Source organism: uncultured Megamonas sp. (assembly GCF_958438645.1).
Lineage (GTDB): Bacteria > Bacillota > Negativicutes > Selenomonadales > Selenomonadaceae > Megamonas.
Genome location: NZ_CAUBSM010000014.1, coordinates 1 through 17,873, shown reverse-complemented (window position 1 = coordinate 17,873; position 17,873 = coordinate 1). Strand labels below are relative to the sequence as shown.

Genomic DNA, 17,873 nt, shown 5'->3' with positions numbered 1-17,873 from the left:
TGAATTATAGTTATTTTAGTCATAAGTATTTTTTATGGAGAATACATATATAAAATATGATATTATTAGAGTAAAAAAAGGAGGTTACATATTGAATAATAAAAAAAGTAAAGTTAGCCAATATTTGAGAAAATATATTTATATTTTTATTGGTTCGATAATTACAGCTGTAGGATTAGAAATATTTTTAATACCTAATAATATAATTGATGGTGGTGTAGTAGGTATTTCTATTATGCTCAGTGCCATAACAGGGCTTCCTTTTGGTGCATTTTTAATTTTAATTAATTTACCTTTTCTATATTTAGGTTATAAACATATAGGTAAAGCTTTTGCTATAGCGACAACTTTTGCTGTAATATCGTTATCTTTTTGGTCAAGTGTATTTTTGCCAATATTGCCTGTAACAACGGATTATTTTTTAGCTGCTGTTTTTGGTGGTATTATCACAGGAACAGGTGTAGGTCTTATTATCCGTAATGGCGGTTCTTTAGACGGAACAGAGATTGTGGCAATTTTAACGGATAGAAAAACTGTATTTTCTGTTGGTGAAATTGTCATGTTTATAAATTTATTTATCTTAAGCAGTGCAAGCTTAGTTTTTGGCTGGGATAAAGCTATGTATTCATTAGTAGCATATTTTGTTATTGCCAAAATGATTGATATAGTTTTAAAAGGTCTAGAGGAAACATATTCTGTAATGATAGTTACTTCTCAACATACTGATATTTTGAATAAATTAATGTTAGAAATGGATAAGGGTGTAACTGTACTTCATGGAGAAGGTGGTTACACGAAAGAAAAACGCAAAATTTTGTACTGTGTAGTAACTAGATTGGAAATAGATAAATTAAAAAATATGGTTTTAGATATAGATGAAGGTGCATTTGTAACAATTAATCCAGTGAGTGATATTGTAGGTGGAAGATTGCGTCTTAAAAAGAAACACTAAAATTTAAAATGCTTGACGATATAAGGAAAACAGAACTATAATACATGTATAATAAAATTTTATAGTAAGTATTGATTTAATAAAAAAAATATATGAAACTATACAGTTAATTTATAAGGTTTTTCTACATATTTGAATTCATTTTTAAATGGAGAATAGATAATATTCTTATTATTTTTATATAAATATTGGTTTTAATGAGTTTTCATTTATTATCTAATTTTTTAGGACAAATCCAGTATTTAATTTATTTAGGAGGGGTACTGTGGAAAAGTATAATTCTATTTGGGACATGTACCAGAAAAAGGGAATGAGTCGTCGTTCCTTCATCAAAGCTTGTACAGCAATGGCTGCTATGCTTGGCATAGCTCCTAGTATGTTATCTGAAGTTGTAGAAGCAGCAGAAAAAAGATTACCTGTTGTAGTATGGCTTCATGGTCATGAATGTACAGGTTGTAGCGAAGCTTTTCTTCGCTCTGGAGCTCCAATGACATCTGATGTAGTATTAAATATGATTGCTTTGGAGTATGATGATACTTTAGCAGCTGCTAGTGGTCAGCCTTTTGAAGAGCATCTTCAGGAAATCATCAAAGCATACGATGGTCAATATATCTTAGCTGTAGAAGGAGCAGTACCTGTTCTTGCTGATTCTGGTTATTGTATGGTTGGTGGTCACGCTTTCATTGATCAATTAAAAGAAGCGGCTGCCCATTGTGCTGCAATTATTAATTATGGTTCTTGCTCCGCTTGGGGTGGTATTCAGGCAGCTAGACCAAATCCAACACAATCTACTGGTGTATCTAATATTATTGGTGATAAACCTATTGTTAATGTACCAGGTTGCCCACCAATTCCAGAAGTAATGACTGGTGTTATTGCTCACTATGCTATGTTTGGTAAATTACCACCTTTAGATACAGAAGGACGTCCAAAACAATTCTTCGGTAATCGTTTGCATGATACATGCTATCGTCGTCCATTCTTTGATGCAGGTCTTTTTGCTGAAGATTTCAATGATAAAGGTGCAAAAGCTGGTTGGTGCTTATATAAATTAGGTTGTCGCGGACCTGAAACTTATAGTTCTTGTGGTAATCTTCGTTGGTGGAATGGTCTTTCTTATCCTGTACAATCCGGTGCTGGTTGTATTGGTTGTACAAATAAAAACTTCTGGGATGAAGATCCATTATATGAACGTATGCCAGAAGTTCCAGGAATGAGTAGTTTAGGTCTTGGTCATATTGATACAGTTGGTGCTGTTGCACTCGGTGCTATGGCTGTCGGTATCGCAGGACATGCAGCTACATCTGCTATTCAGAAAAAGAAGAGAGATGCAGCTGAAGCTAAAAAGAGCTCTGAAAGAAAGGACGGTTGATAAATAATGGCACATATCGTAGTAGATCCAATAACACGTATCGAAGGACATTTACGTGTTGAAATTGAAGTAGAAGGCAATAAAGTAACAGATGCTATCTCTAGTGGAACAGCTTGGAGAGGTCTTGAAGTAATTGCTAAAAATCGTGACCCTCGCGATTTATGGGCATATATTCAACGTATTTGTGGCGTATGCACTAGTTCTCATTCTCTTGCTTGTGTTCGTGCAGTAGAAGATGCACTTGGCATTAAAATTCCTAAAAATGCAAATTATATCCGTAATATAATGGCTGCAACACTTACTGTTCATGACCATTTAGTACATTTTTATCATTTACATGCATTAGACTGGGTTAGTCCACTTGAAGCTTTAAAAGCAGATCCAACAGCAACTGCTAACTTACAAAATACAGTACTTGCTAATTATAAATTACCATTCAGTGGTCCTGTAGAATATGATTTTTCTGCATATCCAAAAGAGTTCCCAAAAGCAACTCCTGCATATTTCCAAGCAATTAAAGATAAAGTTCAATCATTAGTCAGTGGTGGTCAGCTCGGTATTTTTGCTGCAAATTGGTGGGATCATCCAGATTATCAAATTCTTCCACCAGAAGTACATTTAATGGCTATCGCTCATTATTTAAATATGCTTGATAAACAACGTGAAGTAGTTATTCCTCATGTTATATTTGGCGGTAAAAATCCACATCCTCATTATGTTGTTGGTGGTATGCCATGTGCTATTTCTATGGATGAAATGAATGCTCCAATAAATAGTCAGCGTTTAGCTGCTGTAGGAACAGCAATTGATTTGAGCATGGATTTAGTAAATAATTTCTATTTACCAGATTTATTAGCTATGGGACATATTTATGCTCAAAAAGGTGCTGGTCTTGATGGTGGTGGACTTGCTAAAGAACGTGTATTAGGTTTTGGTGCATTCCCTGAAGAACCATTTGCAGGAATAGCTAATGGTGGAGATTGGTTCAATCAAATCATGATTCATTGCAATGGTGTAGTCGAAAACTTCAGTGCTGGTGTTATGAATGCAAAAGTTACAGAAGTTACAGCTGATGACTTGAAAGATCCAGAAGTATTGACAGAAGCAACAACTCATGCATGGTATAAAGATGGAGAAGCTCTTCACCCATGGGATGGTAAAACTGAAGCAGAATACACTGGTGATAAAAACGGCAATAAGAGTCATTGGGATCAGCTTGATGAAAAAGGCAAATATTCTTGGATTAAAACACCATTATGGCGTGGTAAAATGGCAGAAGTTGGCCCTCTTGCTCGTTATATTATTGTTTATACAAAAGTTAAACAAAATCTTATTCAACCAAATTGGGCAGAAAAAATGATGGTAGATCAAATTGATGCTATTTCCAAATTATTAAATGTAGCTCCAGAAGTTTGGTTACCATCTACTTTAGGTCGTACAGTTGCTCGTGCTTTAGATGCTCAGCTTAATGCTTGTATGAATAAATATTTCTTAGGTAAACTTATTAAAAATATTTCAGCTGGTGATACAGATACAGCAAATACTACTAAATGGAAACCTTCTACATGGCCAACAGAAGAAGTAAAAGGTGTAGGTCTTTATGAAGCTCCTCGTGGTGCACTCAGCCATTGGATTTCCATTAAAGATAAAAAATGTAGTAACTATCAAGCAGTAGTACCAACTACTTGGAATGCTTGCCCTCGTGATGAAGTAGCCGGTCAAGGTGCTTTTGAACGTTCAATGATGGATACTGCTGTTAAAATCCCAGAAAAACCATTAGAAATTGTCAAAGCTATACGTTCCTTTGACCCATGTATAGCTTGTGCTACTCACTTATATGATGCGAAGGGAAGAACAATAAGTACAATAAATACTGACCCTTATATTAGGGGTGGTTTAAATGATTAAAAATTATTATACAGAAGAACAATTACCACATAAACGAAAAGGCCATTTAAGAAAATATTATTTATTTAGTCCTTTTTTGAGAATTTTCCATTGGATTATGGTTTGGTGTATTGCTGTATTATTTATAACAGGACAGGTAATAATGAATCCATTACCTGGAGGTGTAAGTAGTGAACCAACTTTTGCTGATTGGCGTTTATCTTTAGATTTAATTCGTAATATACACTTTTTGGCAGGGTTTATTTTCACAGCTTCATTTGTATTGAGAATATATGGATGGATTATCAATCGTGGTGACCGTTTACTTCCTAAATTCTGGACTACAAAATTTATGGAAGAAATGGTAGAAGTTGCAAAACATTATAGTCTATTAAAGTATTCTCATAAACAATATATAAGAAATCCATTAGCAAGAGCTTCTTATTTGGGATTATATGTTATGGTTTTAGTAGAAATCGTAACAGGTTTTGCTATGTATTATATGCCTAATTCGACAGGTGTACCAGCTACTATTTTTGGTTGGTCAATTGGTATGTATGGTGAAATGATTTTCCATTGGGTTCATCATGTTTTTGCTTGGCTCATTATTTTCTTTGCTATGGGTCATGTATACATGGTATTCAGAGCTGACCTTATGGAACGTGAAGGTGAAGCATCTAGTATGTTTTCTGGTGTAAAAACAATATCAGAATTACCATCAGATATTGATGACTTAAAAGATAAACATGGTAGAGTAGCAAAAGATTAAGGAGATGTAATTTCCATGTGTCTTACTTGTGGTTGCCTTTTTGGTGGAAAAGGTAATAAATTAAGATTTAAAGTTGAAGGATATACAAAAGAAAATGCTAAAGAACTTAAAGAAAGTTTATTAGGATTACCTGGAGTATATAACGTTCATATTCATGCGCATAACGGTGAAACAACGATTAATTATAATCCTGCTAAAACACCGCTAACACAGTTGACTGCTGAATTTGCTCAGCGTGGGTTAACTGCTCTGTTATAAGGAGATAAAAACAGTCGGGTTTTTACCCGACTGTTTTATTTTAGATCATGCATGAAATGGCATTAGCAGAAGGCATTTTAGATATTGTGCTTTCTTATGCAGATAAAAACGAAGCGAAAAAAGTGACGGAGATTTCTGTTTTAGTGGGAGAAATGACTGGTGTAGTAGACGAGTCTTTAGAATTTTGTTTTACTTCTATAGCTAAAGATACGAAAGCTGAAGGAGCAAAATTGATTTTGAAAAAAATACCACTTGTAGCTAAGTGTTTAGAATGTGGTAAAGAAACTAAAATAGAAAGATATAATTTTACTTGTCCTCATTGTGGTTCTTTGCGCATGGAAACGATATCAGGACGAGAGCTTCGAGTAGAATCATTGGAGGCGGATTAAATGGATATTCCTGTAATGCAAGATATTCTCGGCAGAAATGATGAGATTGCTAGTAAAAATAAAGCTTTATTTGATAAACATGGTATTTTAGCGATTAATTTATTGGGCTCTCCAGGGTCAGGTAAAACGACTTTATTGGAACGCACTATTGCTCATTTAAAAGATGATTTAAATTTAGCTGTAATTGAAGGAGATTTATTTACAGATAAAGATGCTGATAGAATAGCACAGCATAATGTACCTGTAATTCAAATCAATACAAATGGTGGTTGTCATTTAGATGCACCAATGGTAGAAGAAGTACTTGGCGATTTAGATTTAGATAAATTAGATGTTGTAATCATTGAAAATGTGGGTAATCTTGTTTGTCCGGCTGAATTTGTAGTTGGCGAGGATATGAAAGTCACTGTTTTAAGTATCACTGAAGGTGATGATAAACCATTGAAATATCCTATTATTTTTAAAGAATCTAAAGTAGCTATTTTGAATAAAGTTGATATTTTACCATTTACTAATTTTGATATGGAATCAGCTAAACATGATTTAAAATGTATTCATCCGCAACTTGAAATCATGGAAACTGCTGCTTCGAAAGATATGGGTGTAGATAAATGGTGCGATTTTATTCACAGTGAATTTAAGAAAAAACAAGAACAGTTAAAAATAGGAGAATAATTATGGCAGATATTTCAGTTGTAGGTATTGGCAATATCATCATGCAAGATGAGGGCTTTGGTGTAAGATGTGCGGAATATTTGCAGAAAATCACAGATTATCCTGATTTTGTGCAGATTATTGATGGTGGCACTTTGGGTATGGATTTAATGCCATATATTGCAGGTACTAAAAAATTATTATTCATTGATGCAATAGATGTGGAAGGTAATGTTGGTGATTTTTATCAATTTACTGGCGATGAATTAAATGCGTATTTTAAAAATAAAATCACTATACATGATGTAGGCGTTAATGATATGTTAGCTGTTTTGAAATTAACAGATAATCCTATTGAGGAAGTAATTGTAATGGGTATTAAACCAGAAATTGTTTCTATGGGATTGGATATGACAGAAAAAGTAGCTGAAAAAGTGCCAGAAGTAGCTCAAAAAGCTAAGGAGCTAGTTGATAAATGGGTAGCACAGCATCAAGGATAAAAAGATATCAAATACGTGTAGAAGGAATTGTGCAAGGTGTAGGCTTTAGACCATTTATATATCGTTTAGCAATGAATGAACATTATAGTGGTTATGTATTAAATGATGTTGAAGGTGTTTTGCTTGAAATTCAAGGTGAAGATATAGATATAGAAAAATTTTGCCAAGAAATAAAAATAAAAGCACCTAAGGCATCGTATATAACAAACATAAATTATCATGAAATTAAAATAGTTGATGGGGAAAAAGCATTTATCATTCAAAAAAGTCCTCAAGGTTTTCAAAAAGAAACATTGATTTCTCCAGATTTAGCTATTTGTGAAGATTGTAAACGAGAGATAAAGGATAAAAATAATAGGCGATATAGATATGCTTTTACGAATTGTACAAATTGTGGGCCACGTTTTTCTATAGTGCAAGATATTCCCTATGACCGCAAAAATACGACAATGAAAGTATTTACGATGTGTCAAAAATGTGAAGCTGAATATACTAATCCATTAGATAGGCGATTTCATGCTCAGCCAAATGCTTGTGATATTTGTGGGCCTCAGTATAAATTAGTAGCTGATGAGGTATATACGGACATTGAAAGTATAGATAAAGCACATGAGTTAATAAAAAAAGGTGCGATTATTGCAGTAAAAGGCATAGGCGGATATCATTTAGTCTGTGATGCTTTTAATGAAGAAGCCGTGGCGAATTTGCGACAACGAAAAATTCGCGAGGATAAACCTTTTGCAGTAATGGCGACTAATCTTGATATAGTAAAAAAAATCTGTGAAGTGAATGATAAAGAAGAAGAATTATTGACTTCTATGCAAGCTCCAATTGTTTTATTACACAAATCACAAAATTATAATTTAGCACCTAAAGTAGCACCCTATAATGCTTATTTAGGTGTGATGATAGCATATGCTCCCATACATTATTTATTATTAAATGATGATGATATATTTGTAATGACGAGTGCTAATTTAAGTGATGAGCCGATTGTTTATCAAGATGAAGAAGCTAAATCTCATCTGTCAACAATAGCAGATTATATACTTACACATAATAGAATTATTCAAACGCGTGTAGATGATTCTGTAGTGCGAGTGTTTAATGATAAACAGATGTTAATCCGCAGAAGTAGAGGATATGCTCCTTCTCCAGTATTGTTAAAAGGCGATTTGATAAGTGATATTCCTGTATTAGCTTGTGGACCAGAATTGAAAAATACTTTTTGTATGACGAAACATCAAAGGGCTTTTCTTAGTCAGCATATCGGTGATTTAGAAAATATGGCAGTCAATAATGCTTATAAAGATAGCATTGATTTATTTAAGCGTTTATTTACTATTGAGCCAAAGCTTATTGCTTGTGATATGCACCCAGAGTATTTTTCAACAAAATTTGCTAAGCGTTATGCTCAAGATAATGATTTACCATTAATACAGGTGCAACATCATCATGCACATATCGCGTCAGTCATGGCAGAGCACGATTTAAAAGGTGATGTAATCGGCATTAGTCTAGATGGTACAGGTTTTGGCGATGATGGTCATATTTGGGGCGGAGAATTTTTTATAGCAAATTTATCTGGATATGAACGCAGAGGTCATTTTCAATATATGCCATTGCCATCTGGAGCCAAAGCGGTAAAAGAGCCATGGCGATTAGGTTTGTGGATAGCTTATGAATTATACGGTGAGGATATTAAAGAAAAATATCCTGAATTATTAAAAGCAAATTGGCAATTATTAGTAAAGGCTACGCAAAAAGGTTTTAATGCACCACTTACTTCTAGTGCTGGCAGAATTTTTGATACTGTAGCCAGTTTACTAGGTATCTGTTATCAGATAAATTATGAAGGACAAGCGGCTATAGAATTAGAAAAAACAGCTTATGCTAGTGATGGTGAAGTTTTACCATTTGCAATAAGAAATGAGTCAGGTCAATATATCATAGATTTTATGCCAATGTATCAAATAATTTATGATTTAAAACAAGAATATTCTATAGCTTATATAGCAAAATCTTTTCATATGACTATGGCAAAAGCTATTTGTGAAATGGTGGATTTATTAAATAAAGAAAGTAATTTAAATAAAGTGGTATTAAGTGGTGGCGTTTGTCAAAATATTACTTTATTGGATTTAATCTACAAAGAATTACAAGATAGATACGATATTTATATCAATGAGAAAGTACCGTCAAATGATGGTGGGATAGCTTTAGGTCAAATGGCGGTGGCATTGACTCGTTATTTGCAGATGAGATGATATTTAAAGAGAAAAGAGATAGGAAGGATTTTTATGTGTTTAGCGGTACCAGCAAAAGTTATTGAAAAAAGAGACATGGTAGCAACTGTAGATGTTGATGGCATTCGCCGTGATATTAGCTTGATGTTATTACCAGAGGCTAATGAAGGGGATTATATCTTGATGCATGCTGGTTTTGCCATTCAGATAATTGATGAAGAAGAAGCAAAAATTACTAGTGAATTATTGAAAGAGGTGCTAGGTGCTAATGAGCCAGCAAGCGAACGAAACGAAACAGATAGCACAGTTCTTGCTTAAAGAAATAGATAGATTGATAGATAGACCAGTGCGTATTATGGAAGTATGTGGTACACATACAGTATCTATTTTTCGTGCGGGAATTCGTCAGTTATTGCCAGAAAAGGTGGAGTTAGTAAGTGGACCAGGTTGTCCTGTATGTGTTACGCCAAATGATTATTTAGATACAGCAATTGCGTATGCTCGTCAAGAAGATGTTATTATCACTACTTTTGGCGATATGTTAAAGGTGCCAGGAACATCATCTAGTTTAAGTAAAGTAAAAGCAGAAGGTAGCGATATAAGAATTATTTACTCTCCTATGGATAGTCTGCAAATAGCAAAAGATAATCCTGATAAAAAAGTTATTTTTCTTGCTGTTGGTTTTGAAACAACTTCTCCTACAGCAGCAGCTACAATACTTGCAGCAAAACAGCAAAATATAAAGAATTTTTATGTGTTAACAGCACATAAATTGACTCCACCAGCAATTGAAGCTTTGCTTTGCGATGAAAAAATAAAGATTGATGGCTTTTTACTTCCAGGTCATGTTTGTGTAATCACCGGTGAAGAGCCTTTTGAATTTATTGCTCAAAAATATCATTTGCCAGCAGTTGTAGCAGGTTTTGAGCCACTTGATATTTTGCAGTCTATTTATATGATTGCAAAACAAATTCATGCAAAGAACTTTAAAATCGAAAATCAATATAAACGTGTAGTAAAAGCTGTTGGTAATAAACAAGCACAAAAAATCATGGACTTAGTATATAAAAAAGCACCTGCTAATTGGCGTGGACTGGGTGTAATCGAAAATTCAGGATTGGATTTAACAGATGCTTTTAGTGAATTTGATGCTTTGAAGATGATACCGGTAAATAAGGAAATATCTAAGGAAGCTGCTGGTTGTCGTTGTGGTGAAGTACTTCGTGGTTTGGTAAAACCTACAGATTGCCCTCTCTTTGGCAAAGTATGTACACCAAATCATGCAGTCGGTTCATGTATGGTTTCTGTTGAAGGAACTTGTGCTGCTTGGTATAAATATGGTTCGAGAGTATTTCATTTTGAATAAGTTTAAAAATTTTGGTGGTGATAATATTGGCAGGTAATTTTGGTGTAAATGATGTAATTACTATGGCACATGGCAGTGGTGGTCAAGCAGGTCATGAGCTTATGGAGAAAATTTTATTGCCAGCATTTGATAATCCTATATTAAGGGAAATGCACGATGGTGCTAAATTAGATTTAAGTACAAATAAAATAGCATTTACTACTGATTCATATGTAGTAAAACCTTTGTTTTTTGCTGGCGGTAATATTGGCAAATTAGCTGTTTGTGGTACTGTAAATGATTTGGCTATGACAGGAGCTATTGCTAAATATATTTCTGTAGGCATGATAATTGAAGAAGGTTTTTCATTAAAAGATTTACAAGAAATAGTGACTACTATGCGTAAAGCTGCGGATGAAGCTGGCGTTTATATCGTTACTGGTGATACTAAAGTAGTAAATAAAGGCTGTGCTGATGGTATATTTATCAATACTGCTGGTGTGGGTGAACGCATAGAAGGTGTAGAAATATCCCCATTGAAAGCAAAAGCAGGTCAAAATATTATTGTCAGTGGCTATTTAGGAGATCATTCAGCAACAATTATGGCATCTCGTCACAATTTAGAATTGCCAAGTGTGATAAAAACAGATTGTGCACCACTCAATCATATGGTGAAAGAAATGCTCACAGTAGCTCCAAATATCGCTGTACTTCGCGATCCAACTCGTGGAGGTGTAGCAGCTGTCTTAAATGAAATAGCACAGCAAGCTCAGGTAGGAATTTTATTAGAAGAAGATAGTATTCCAGTGCGTGAAGAAGTGCGAGGTTTTTGTGATATTTTAGGATTTGATCCACTTTATTTGGCAAATGAAGGCAAATTAGTAGCTTTTGTAGACCAAGAAGATACAGAAAAAGTATTAGCTACAATGCATAAATTTGAATATGGAAAAAATGCTAGAGTAATAGGTAAAGTCATCGATAAAGCTATCGGTGAAGTTGGACTTCGTACAGCTATAGGTGGTATACGTATTGTAGATATGCCACAAGGTGAACAAATTCCACGTATTTGTTAAATAAAAAAATTTTAGTTGACAAAAGCTTTATTGGCTTTTATAATATTATAAGTCAATAAGATATAGGGGTATCGCCAAGTTGGTAAGGCACGGGTTTCTGAATCCCGCATGCGTTGGTTCGAGTCCAGCTACCCCTGCCATTTAGAAATTTACGTCGCTTTTATAGCGACGTTTTTTTGTACCTAAAAACAAATGAAAAGGAGAAAAGCGATGAATAAATTTAAATATATATTATTCGATTTAGATGGAACATTGATTGATTCAGGCAAAGGTATAATAAATGCCGTTAAATATGCTTTAAAAAAATATGGTATAGATGAAACAAATGAAGCTTTACTCAGAAGTTTTGTAGGGCCTCCATTAAACCAACAATTTGCTAAATGCTATGGTTTTTCAGCTGAAAAGAGTTTAGAAGCAGTTATGGTTTTTCGTGAGTATTATGAGACAAAAGGTATTTTGGAAAATGAAATGTATAAAGATATTGATAAAGTATTAAAGCATTTAAAAGAACAAGGAAATTTTCTCATGGTGGCAACATCTAAGCCAGAAAAATTTGCTCATAATATTTTAGCTCAACATGATTTAGAAAAGTATTTTGATTTTATTGGTGGAAGTTTGGTCGACGGCAGTCGTGTGACAAAAATTCAAGTTCTTGATCATGTGCTTAAGACAAATGAGATAAATAACGCAGATGAAGCTTTAATGATTGGTGATACGAAGTATGATATGATAGGTGCTAAGAATTTTAATTTAAAAACAGTAGCTGTTACTTATGGTTATGGAACAAAAGAAGAATTATTAGCAGCTAAACCGGATTTTGTAGTTGATACACCAACTGAAATTTTGCAGATAGTTAAAGCTTAAAGTGAATATAAAAAAAGCAGTAGATATTTATCTACTGCTTTTTTATTTATTTTATTGTTTTTTTAGATGTTCAAAGTATTTTTTAGTTTCAAGAGAAATTACTCCAGAAAGAGCGATGATAGCAATTAAGTTTGGAATAGCCATCAAGCCATTTACAATATCAGCTAAAACCCAAATCGCTTCAAGTTTTAAGAATGCTCCGGAAGCAACTAGACAAATGAAGATGATGCGATAAGGTAAGATACCTTTTATGCCGAATAAATATTGGCAAGCACGTTCACCGTAATAATTCCAGCCTAGGATTGTAGTGAAGGCAAATAAAGCTAAAGAAACTGTGAGGAATATTCCACCCATGAAGCCATAATCCATGCTAAATGCTGTATTAGTCATGGCAGCTCCAGAAAGGTCTCCAGACCAAACACCAGTTAAAACTAAAGTCAAACCAGTCATGCTACAGATGATGATAGTATCAATAAAAGTACCAGTCATGGAGATTAAACCTTGTTCAGCAGGCCAATGTGTTTTAGCAGCAGCAGCAGCAATTGGTGCAGAACCAAGACCGGATTCATTGGAGAATACACCGCGTGCAATACCATTTTTCATAGCCATCATAAGTGTTGAACCAGCAAATCCGCCAACAGCAGCATGACCATTGAAAGCACTATCAATAATGAGTGCAACAGCAGCAGGAACATCTGAAATATGAAGTAAAATAATACCTAAACAAGTTACAAAGTATAAAACAGCCATAAAAGGAACGATGGCAGAAGCTGCACGGGCGATACTTTTTAAACCACCTAAAGTGATACCTGCAACTAATAAAGTAAGAATAATATCGGTTATGTAAACTGGAACGCCAAATGTCAAAGAAACACTGTCTACAATAGCATTTACTTGAGCAAATGTACCAATACCAAAGAAAGCAACTAAGATACAAAAAACAGCAAAAATAACAGCTAATGGTTTGAATTTTTTACCCATACCAAGTTCTATATAATACATAGGTCCACCAGCGACTTGTCCAATTTCGTCTTTAGAACGGTATTTTATAGCAAGTAAACCTTCGGCATATTTTGTAGCCATACCAAAAAATGCTGCAACCCACATCCAAAAAATAGCACCAGGACCACCGATTTCAACAGCAGTAGCAACACCGACGATGTTACCAGTACCAACAGTAGCAGATAATGCAAGGCAAAGTGCTTTGAAACTACTGATGTCACCATCACCTTTATTTTTAGCACTTAAGATGAGTTTCATAGCTAAAGGTAATTTAGCGACTTGAAGTAGTTTTAAACGCAGTGTTAGATAAATACCTGTACCAACCAATAAGATGATTAATGGTGGTCCCCAAAGGAAGCTGTCAATAGCGGAAATAATAGAAAAAAAGTCCATGAAAAAAGTCCTCCTCTTAGATAAATACATTTGTTTAGTATAGTGATACAAAAATATTTTCTATCATAGCATAAAAAAAGACAAATGTCACTGTAAAAAACACAAAAATACATTTTAAATTTAAAAAATAGCAAAAATAATTATAAAAAATCATGAAAAATGATACAAAAGTAAAAAAATCAAACATAATGTATATATTTTTCCTATGATTATTTTATTTTTGAATGTTAGATTAATATGTAAATTCTTTATCAGAAATTTTAGCAAGGTAATATTGAAGATGATATTGAAAATAATAAACAAAAATAGAGATTAATTGCTTCAAATGCTTATAAATGGTACAATATTAAAGAGGATAAGGAGGAACGACATGGCTAATTTGGAAGAAAATATAAATAATGAAATAGATGTTAAAGTTGATGAACCTATAAAGATTCATTTAGATGAAGAAAGTGCAGAAGTAACTGCTGTAGAAGGCGATTACGGTGCAAATCAGATCCAAATTTTGGAAGGCTTAGAAGCTGTACGTAAACGTCCTGGTATGTATATTGGTAGTACATCAGCTCGTGGGTTACATCATTTAGTATATGAAGTAGTAGATAATAGTATTGATGAAGCTTTAGCTGGTTATTGTACACATATAGAAGTAACAATTCATAAAGATAATAGTATTACAGTAACGGATAATGGTCGTGGTATTCCTGTAGATATGCACGAAAGTGGAAAACCAGCAGTTGAAGTAGTTCTTACTGTACTTCATGCTGGTGGTAAATTCGGTGGTTCAGGATATAAAGTGTCTGGTGGTTTACATGGTGTAGGTGTATCCGTAGTTAACGCACTTAGCACAAATATGGAAGTAAAAGTAAAACGTGATGGTAAAATTCATGAAATTACTTTTGAAAAAGGCGTAACAAAAGAACCATTAAAAGTGATAGGTCAAACTCAAGAAACAGGAACATTAGTGCATTTTGTACCAGATCCAGAAATTTTTGATGAGACTGTTTATGATTATGATACTTTAAAACATCGTTTACGTGAATTATCCTTCTTAAATAGAGGAATTACTATTATTTTGACTGATGAACGTGGTGAAGAAGTTCGTCAGGAAACTTTTTACTTTGAAGGTGGTATAAGTTCTTTTGTAGAACATTTAAACCGCAATAAAGAAGTAATCAATCCAGAACCTGTATATTTCAATGGTACAAAAGATACTACTGTTGTAGAAATTGCACTTCAATATAATACAAGTTATAGCGAAAATATCTATAGTTTTGTTAATAATATTAATACAGAAGAAGGCGGTACACATTTAGCCGGCTTTAAGAGTGCTTTGACTCGTGCAGCTAATGATTTTGCACGTAGACAGGGTATCATAAAAAATAATGAAGATAATTTAGTGGGTGAAGATATTCGTGAAGGTTTGACTTGTGTTATCAGTATCAAACTTCGTGAACCACAATTTGAAGGACAGACAAAAACAAAATTAGGAAATTCGGAAGTTCGTGGAATTGTAGATTCTATCGTTACAGAAGGTCTATCTGAATACTTTGAGGAAAATCCTGTTGTCTCTAAAAAAATCATTGAAAAATCCATCATGGCATCTCGTGCTAGAGAAGCTGCACGCAAAGCTCGTGAATTAACTAGACGTAAAAATGCTTTAGAAGTAAGTTCTCTTCCTGGTAAATTAGCTGATTGCTCTGTAAAAGATCCAGAACAAGCAGAAATTTACCTTGTCGAAGGTGATAGTGCAGGCGGTAGTGCAAAACAAGGACGTGATCGTCGTTTCCAAGCTATATTGCCACTTCGTGGGAAAATACTAAATGTAGAAAAAGCACGTTTAGATAAAATTCTCAATAACGAAGAAATTCGCACTATGATTACTGCATTTGGCAGTGGTATCGGTTCTGAATTTGATATCACAAAACGTCGTTATGGTAAAATCATCATCATGACAGATGCCGATGTCGATGGTGCACATATTCGTACATTATTATTGACATTCTTCTATCGTTATATGAGACCGCTTATTGAAAATGGTCATGTATATATTGCTCAACCACCACTTTATCAAATAAGAAAAGGCCGTAGTCATTGGTATACTTATAGCGATGAAGAATTGGCACAAAAATTAGATGAAATCGGCAGAGATGGTATTACTGTACAGCGTTATAAAGGTTTAGGGGAAATGAACCCAGAACAATTATGGGAAACAACTATGGACCCTGAAAAACGTACCGTATTGCAAGTACATCTTCGTGAAGCAGAAGAAGCGGATTCTATTTTTACTATCTTAATGGGTGATAAAGTAGAGCCTCGTCGTCGTTTTATTGAAGAACATGCAAATTTAGTTAGAAATCTTGACTTATAAAAATAAAAAGACTTACTACTCAAATTTTAGTAGTAAGTCTTTTTTTGTCAGTTGAAGTCATGAAAGGACATAGAAATATATCCTACATGAAAAAGGATAGTTAATATTAAAATGATATTTAAACTACAAATAAAGAAATTAAATTTTTTATTAGGTATTAATTGAGATAGAGAATTTTTAAATTTATTTATTAGCCAACAATTACAAGCAAAGAATAATATAAAAAGAGGATGAGACTTAAAAGAATATAAAGCACTTAATAATAGACAAGATAAAGTAATGAAGTTAATACTATAAATCATTACATGGATAAAAGTAATTAATCTATTTTTAGTTATATCCTCCGTCAAATTATCTAATAGAATTTAATTTATTTACAATACTATTACCATTTTCTCCATATTCAACAACCATTATTGCCTGATTGCCCATATATATTGTATTTCCACTTAAATAAGCTTCAGGTGGATTTTTCGGATGATTATGGTAAACAGCTGCTAAATTACCTGCAATTAGATATGCTCTTTCTTGACTGCTCATATCATTTGCTTCGACAGGAATTATAAAATCATGACGATTGATTTTAATCATTCCATTATCAGCATCTACCTTTACTTTATTATTGCTATATTTTGTAAGTTTATCAGCATAATTGTCACGGCGAGATTGATGACTAGGATGGTCAGATGGTGAGAATAATTCACCCACAAAATTAGTTTTAGATTCGCCCATTTTATCGATAAAACGTTGCCAAGTAGCAGCACCAGCACCGATATTATAACCAGCACTTAGTGTGTAATCAAAAGCGATATCATCAGCATCTTGTTCTTGAACTTTAGTTATACCTTTAGCAATCATATTATTTTGAAGAACATTTGCTCCGATTATAGATATGATATTAGGATTTTGGGAAGCGTATAGATTGGTCAATAATTGTACAGAAAAGCTTTTTTTAGCAGAGCTTTGAACATGTTCTTCTTCACCATGAGCTAATTCATGAGCGATAACTATGGCAAGTTCGTCTTCATTGTTATTTAATAATTTGAACATACCAGTATTTACACTTAGATTATGACCAACAGTGCAAAACGCATTATATTCTTCACTAGGATTAATAAAGTAATTATAAGGTTTATCTTTAATAGAAGGGTCAGTTAAGGATATAGCATACGTTAAACGACTCATGATATTATCCAATAAACTGTTATAATAAGGATCAGTATTTTCTCCTAATTCATTTTTCATTTGATTGAAATATTCATGGCGACCATCACTATCTAAATAGTTAAGTTGTTTTTCTAATTGTTGATATTGTATACCAGTTATAGCTACAGCACCGATGGCATTACCCCAATTGAAAGCATAAGCAGATTGATTGGGTAAAATTGTATAAGAAATGGAAAAACTTAAAGATAAAGCAATACCTGTAGATATTAATTTTTTATACGTTGTTCTTAACATAGATATCCCTTCTTTCTATATATTAATTATGTACATTTTTATTATAATATATATATTTATAAAAGAAATTAAAATTATATTAATTTTTTTATAAAAAAAATAAAAAAAGGTGTTGACATTTAGGTTGAGTTTAATATATAATAATCAACGTTGTCGATGAGCAACAAACAAAATAAAGAGTTTTGAAAACAGCAAAACAAACAAATAAAAAAGTTTGAAAAAAGTTGTTGACAAAACAAAAAACGTAAGATATAATATTTAAAGTCAGCTCGAGAGAGCAAGACAAAAGATGTTCTTTGAAAACTAAACAATGCACAATATGTTTTCTAACATAAACGAA

General features: G+C 33.3%; 16 protein-coding genes and 1 tRNA gene. 15 read left to right on the top strand and 2 right to left on the bottom strand.

Annotated features, from left to right (window positions below; translation table 11 throughout):
* Positions 1-91: 91 nt before the first annotated feature.
* The 14 genes from Q5I67_RS09210 (at position 92) to Q5I67_RS09145 (ending at position 12,309) form a co-directional block, all read left to right on the top strand.
* Positions 92-952: a YitT family protein gene (locus tag Q5I67_RS09210; protein ID WP_296898214.1), complete on the top strand. Its 861-nt coding sequence runs from the start codon at positions 92-94 to the stop codon at positions 950-952.
* A gap of 265 nt (positions 953-1,217) precedes the next feature.
* Positions 1,218-2,324: a hydrogenase small subunit gene (locus tag Q5I67_RS09205; protein WP_296898216.1), complete on the top strand. Its 1,107-nt coding sequence runs from the start codon at positions 1,218-1,220 to the stop codon at positions 2,322-2,324.
* Positions 2,325-2,330: 6 nt separating this feature from the next.
* Entirely contained in the window at positions 2,331-4,232 is a 1,902-nt protein-coding gene (locus Q5I67_RS09200; protein WP_302487121.1) for a nickel-dependent hydrogenase large subunit, read from the top strand.
* Positions 4,225-4,980, top strand: a complete 756-nt coding sequence (gene cybH / locus Q5I67_RS09195; RefSeq protein WP_296898220.1) for a Ni/Fe-hydrogenase, b-type cytochrome subunit — start codon at positions 4,225-4,227, stop codon at positions 4,978-4,980. The genes Q5I67_RS09200 and cybH overlap by 8 nt, the downstream gene beginning before the upstream one ends.
* A 15-nt stretch (positions 4,981-4,995) precedes the next feature.
* Positions 4,996-5,238: a cation transporter gene (locus Q5I67_RS09190; RefSeq protein WP_015562036.1), complete on the top strand. Its 243-nt coding sequence runs from the start codon at positions 4,996-4,998 to the stop codon at positions 5,236-5,238.
* Between the two features lie 47 nt (positions 5,239-5,285).
* Complete coding sequence (gene hypA / locus Q5I67_RS09185) at positions 5,286-5,627, top strand: hydrogenase maturation nickel metallochaperone HypA (RefSeq protein ID WP_296898224.1); 342 nt, start codon at positions 5,286-5,288, stop codon at positions 5,625-5,627.
* Positions 5,628-6,302 (top strand): hydrogenase nickel incorporation protein HypB, encoded by a 675-nt coding sequence (gene hypB / locus Q5I67_RS09180; RefSeq protein WP_302487120.1) that lies wholly within the window; start codon positions 5,628-5,630, stop codon positions 6,300-6,302.
* A 2-nt stretch (positions 6,303-6,304) separates the two neighbouring features.
* On the top strand, positions 6,305-6,781 hold the full coding sequence (locus tag Q5I67_RS09175) for a HyaD/HybD family hydrogenase maturation endopeptidase (protein ID WP_296898228.1): 477 nt from the start codon (positions 6,305-6,307) through the stop codon (positions 6,779-6,781).
* Positions 6,757-9,048, top strand: coding sequence for a carbamoyltransferase HypF (hypF, locus tag Q5I67_RS09170; protein ID WP_302487119.1), 2,292 nt, complete (start codon positions 6,757-6,759; stop codon positions 9,046-9,048). Before Q5I67_RS09175 ends, hypF begins: the two co-directional genes overlap by 25 nt.
* Positions 9,049-9,081: 33 nt before the next feature.
* Complete coding sequence (locus Q5I67_RS09165; protein WP_289128978.1) at positions 9,082-9,345, top strand: HypC/HybG/HupF family hydrogenase formation chaperone; 264 nt, start codon at positions 9,082-9,084, stop codon at positions 9,343-9,345.
* Positions 9,296-10,393, top strand: a complete 1,098-nt coding sequence (gene hypD, locus Q5I67_RS09160) for a hydrogenase formation protein HypD (protein ID WP_302487118.1) — start codon at positions 9,296-9,298, stop codon at positions 10,391-10,393. The genes Q5I67_RS09165 and hypD overlap by 50 nt, the downstream gene beginning before the upstream one ends.
* 62 nt (positions 10,394-10,455) lie before the next feature.
* Positions 10,456-11,445, top strand: a complete 990-nt coding sequence (gene hypE, locus Q5I67_RS09155; RefSeq protein WP_302487137.1) for a hydrogenase expression/formation protein HypE — start codon at positions 10,456-10,458, stop codon at positions 11,443-11,445.
* Between the two features lie 64 nt (positions 11,446-11,509).
* A tRNA-Gln gene (locus tag Q5I67_RS09150) sits at positions 11,510-11,585 on the top strand.
* Positions 11,586-11,655: 70 nt separating this feature from the next.
* Positions 11,656-12,309, top strand: coding sequence for an HAD-IA family hydrolase (locus Q5I67_RS09145; RefSeq protein WP_296897870.1), 654 nt, complete (start codon positions 11,656-11,658; stop codon positions 12,307-12,309).
* Between the two features lie 51 nt (positions 12,310-12,360).
* Here the strand turns inward: Q5I67_RS09145 and Q5I67_RS09140 are convergent, their stop codons facing one another.
* Positions 12,361-13,704, bottom strand: coding sequence for a sodium:alanine symporter family protein (locus Q5I67_RS09140; RefSeq protein ID WP_302487117.1), 1,344 nt, complete (start codon positions 13,702-13,704; stop codon positions 12,361-12,363).
* 370 nt (positions 13,705-14,074) lie between these two features.
* Between Q5I67_RS09140 and gyrB the strand changes: the two genes are divergently transcribed.
* The gene (gene gyrB / locus Q5I67_RS09135; RefSeq protein ID WP_302487116.1) at positions 14,075-16,072 is read left to right on the top strand and encodes a DNA topoisomerase (ATP-hydrolyzing) subunit B; all 1,998 of its coding nucleotides are present in this window, start codon (positions 14,075-14,077) and stop codon (positions 16,070-16,072) included.
* A 351-nt stretch (positions 16,073-16,423) separates the two neighbouring features.
* Here the strand turns inward: gyrB and Q5I67_RS09130 are convergent, their stop codons facing one another.
* Complete coding sequence (locus Q5I67_RS09130; protein ID WP_302487115.1) at positions 16,424-17,533, bottom strand: M48 family metallopeptidase; 1,110 nt, start codon at positions 17,531-17,533, stop codon at positions 16,424-16,426.
* Positions 17,534-17,873 lie beyond the last annotated feature (340 nt).

What these genes read in the sequence shown, in the direction of transcription:
- gyrB (WP_302487116.1), top strand. Translation starts at nt 14,075, where the DNA reads ATGGCTAATTTGGAAGAAAATATAAATAATGAAATAGATGTTAAAGTT.
- Q5I67_RS09165 (WP_289128978.1), top strand. Translation starts at nt 9,082, where the DNA reads ATGTGTTTAGCGGTACCAGCAAAAGTTATTGAAAAAAGAGACATGGTA.
- hypB (WP_302487120.1), top strand. Translation starts at nt 5,628, where the DNA reads ATGGATATTCCTGTAATGCAAGATATTCTCGGCAGAAATGATGAGATT.
- Q5I67_RS09200 (WP_302487121.1), top strand. Translation starts at nt 2,331, where the DNA reads ATGGCACATATCGTAGTAGATCCAATAACACGTATCGAAGGACATTTA.
- hypF (WP_302487119.1), top strand. Translation starts at nt 6,757, where the DNA reads ATGGGTAGCACAGCATCAAGGATAAAAAGATATCAAATACGTGTAGAA.
- Q5I67_RS09130 (WP_302487115.1), bottom strand. Translation starts at nt 17,533, where the DNA reads ATGTTAAGAACAACGTATAAAAAATTAATATCTACAGGTATTGCTTTA.
- hypA (WP_296898224.1), top strand. Translation starts at nt 5,286, where the DNA reads ATGCATGAAATGGCATTAGCAGAAGGCATTTTAGATATTGTGCTTTCT.
- Q5I67_RS09175 (WP_296898228.1), top strand. Translation starts at nt 6,305, where the DNA reads ATGGCAGATATTTCAGTTGTAGGTATTGGCAATATCATCATGCAAGAT.
- hypD (WP_302487118.1), top strand. Translation starts at nt 9,296, where the DNA reads ATGAGCCAGCAAGCGAACGAAACGAAACAGATAGCACAGTTCTTGCTT.
- Q5I67_RS09140 (WP_302487117.1), bottom strand. Translation starts at nt 13,704, where the DNA reads ATGGACTTTTTTTCTATTATTTCCGCTATTGACAGCTTCCTTTGGGGA.
- Q5I67_RS09190 (WP_015562036.1), top strand. Translation starts at nt 4,996, where the DNA reads ATGTGTCTTACTTGTGGTTGCCTTTTTGGTGGAAAAGGTAATAAATTA.
- Q5I67_RS09145 (WP_296897870.1), top strand. Translation starts at nt 11,656, where the DNA reads ATGAATAAATTTAAATATATATTATTCGATTTAGATGGAACATTGATT.
- hypE (WP_302487137.1), top strand. Translation starts at nt 10,456, where the DNA reads ATGGCACATGGCAGTGGTGGTCAAGCAGGTCATGAGCTTATGGAGAAA.
- cybH (WP_296898220.1), top strand. Translation starts at nt 4,225, where the DNA reads ATGATTAAAAATTATTATACAGAAGAACAATTACCACATAAACGAAAA.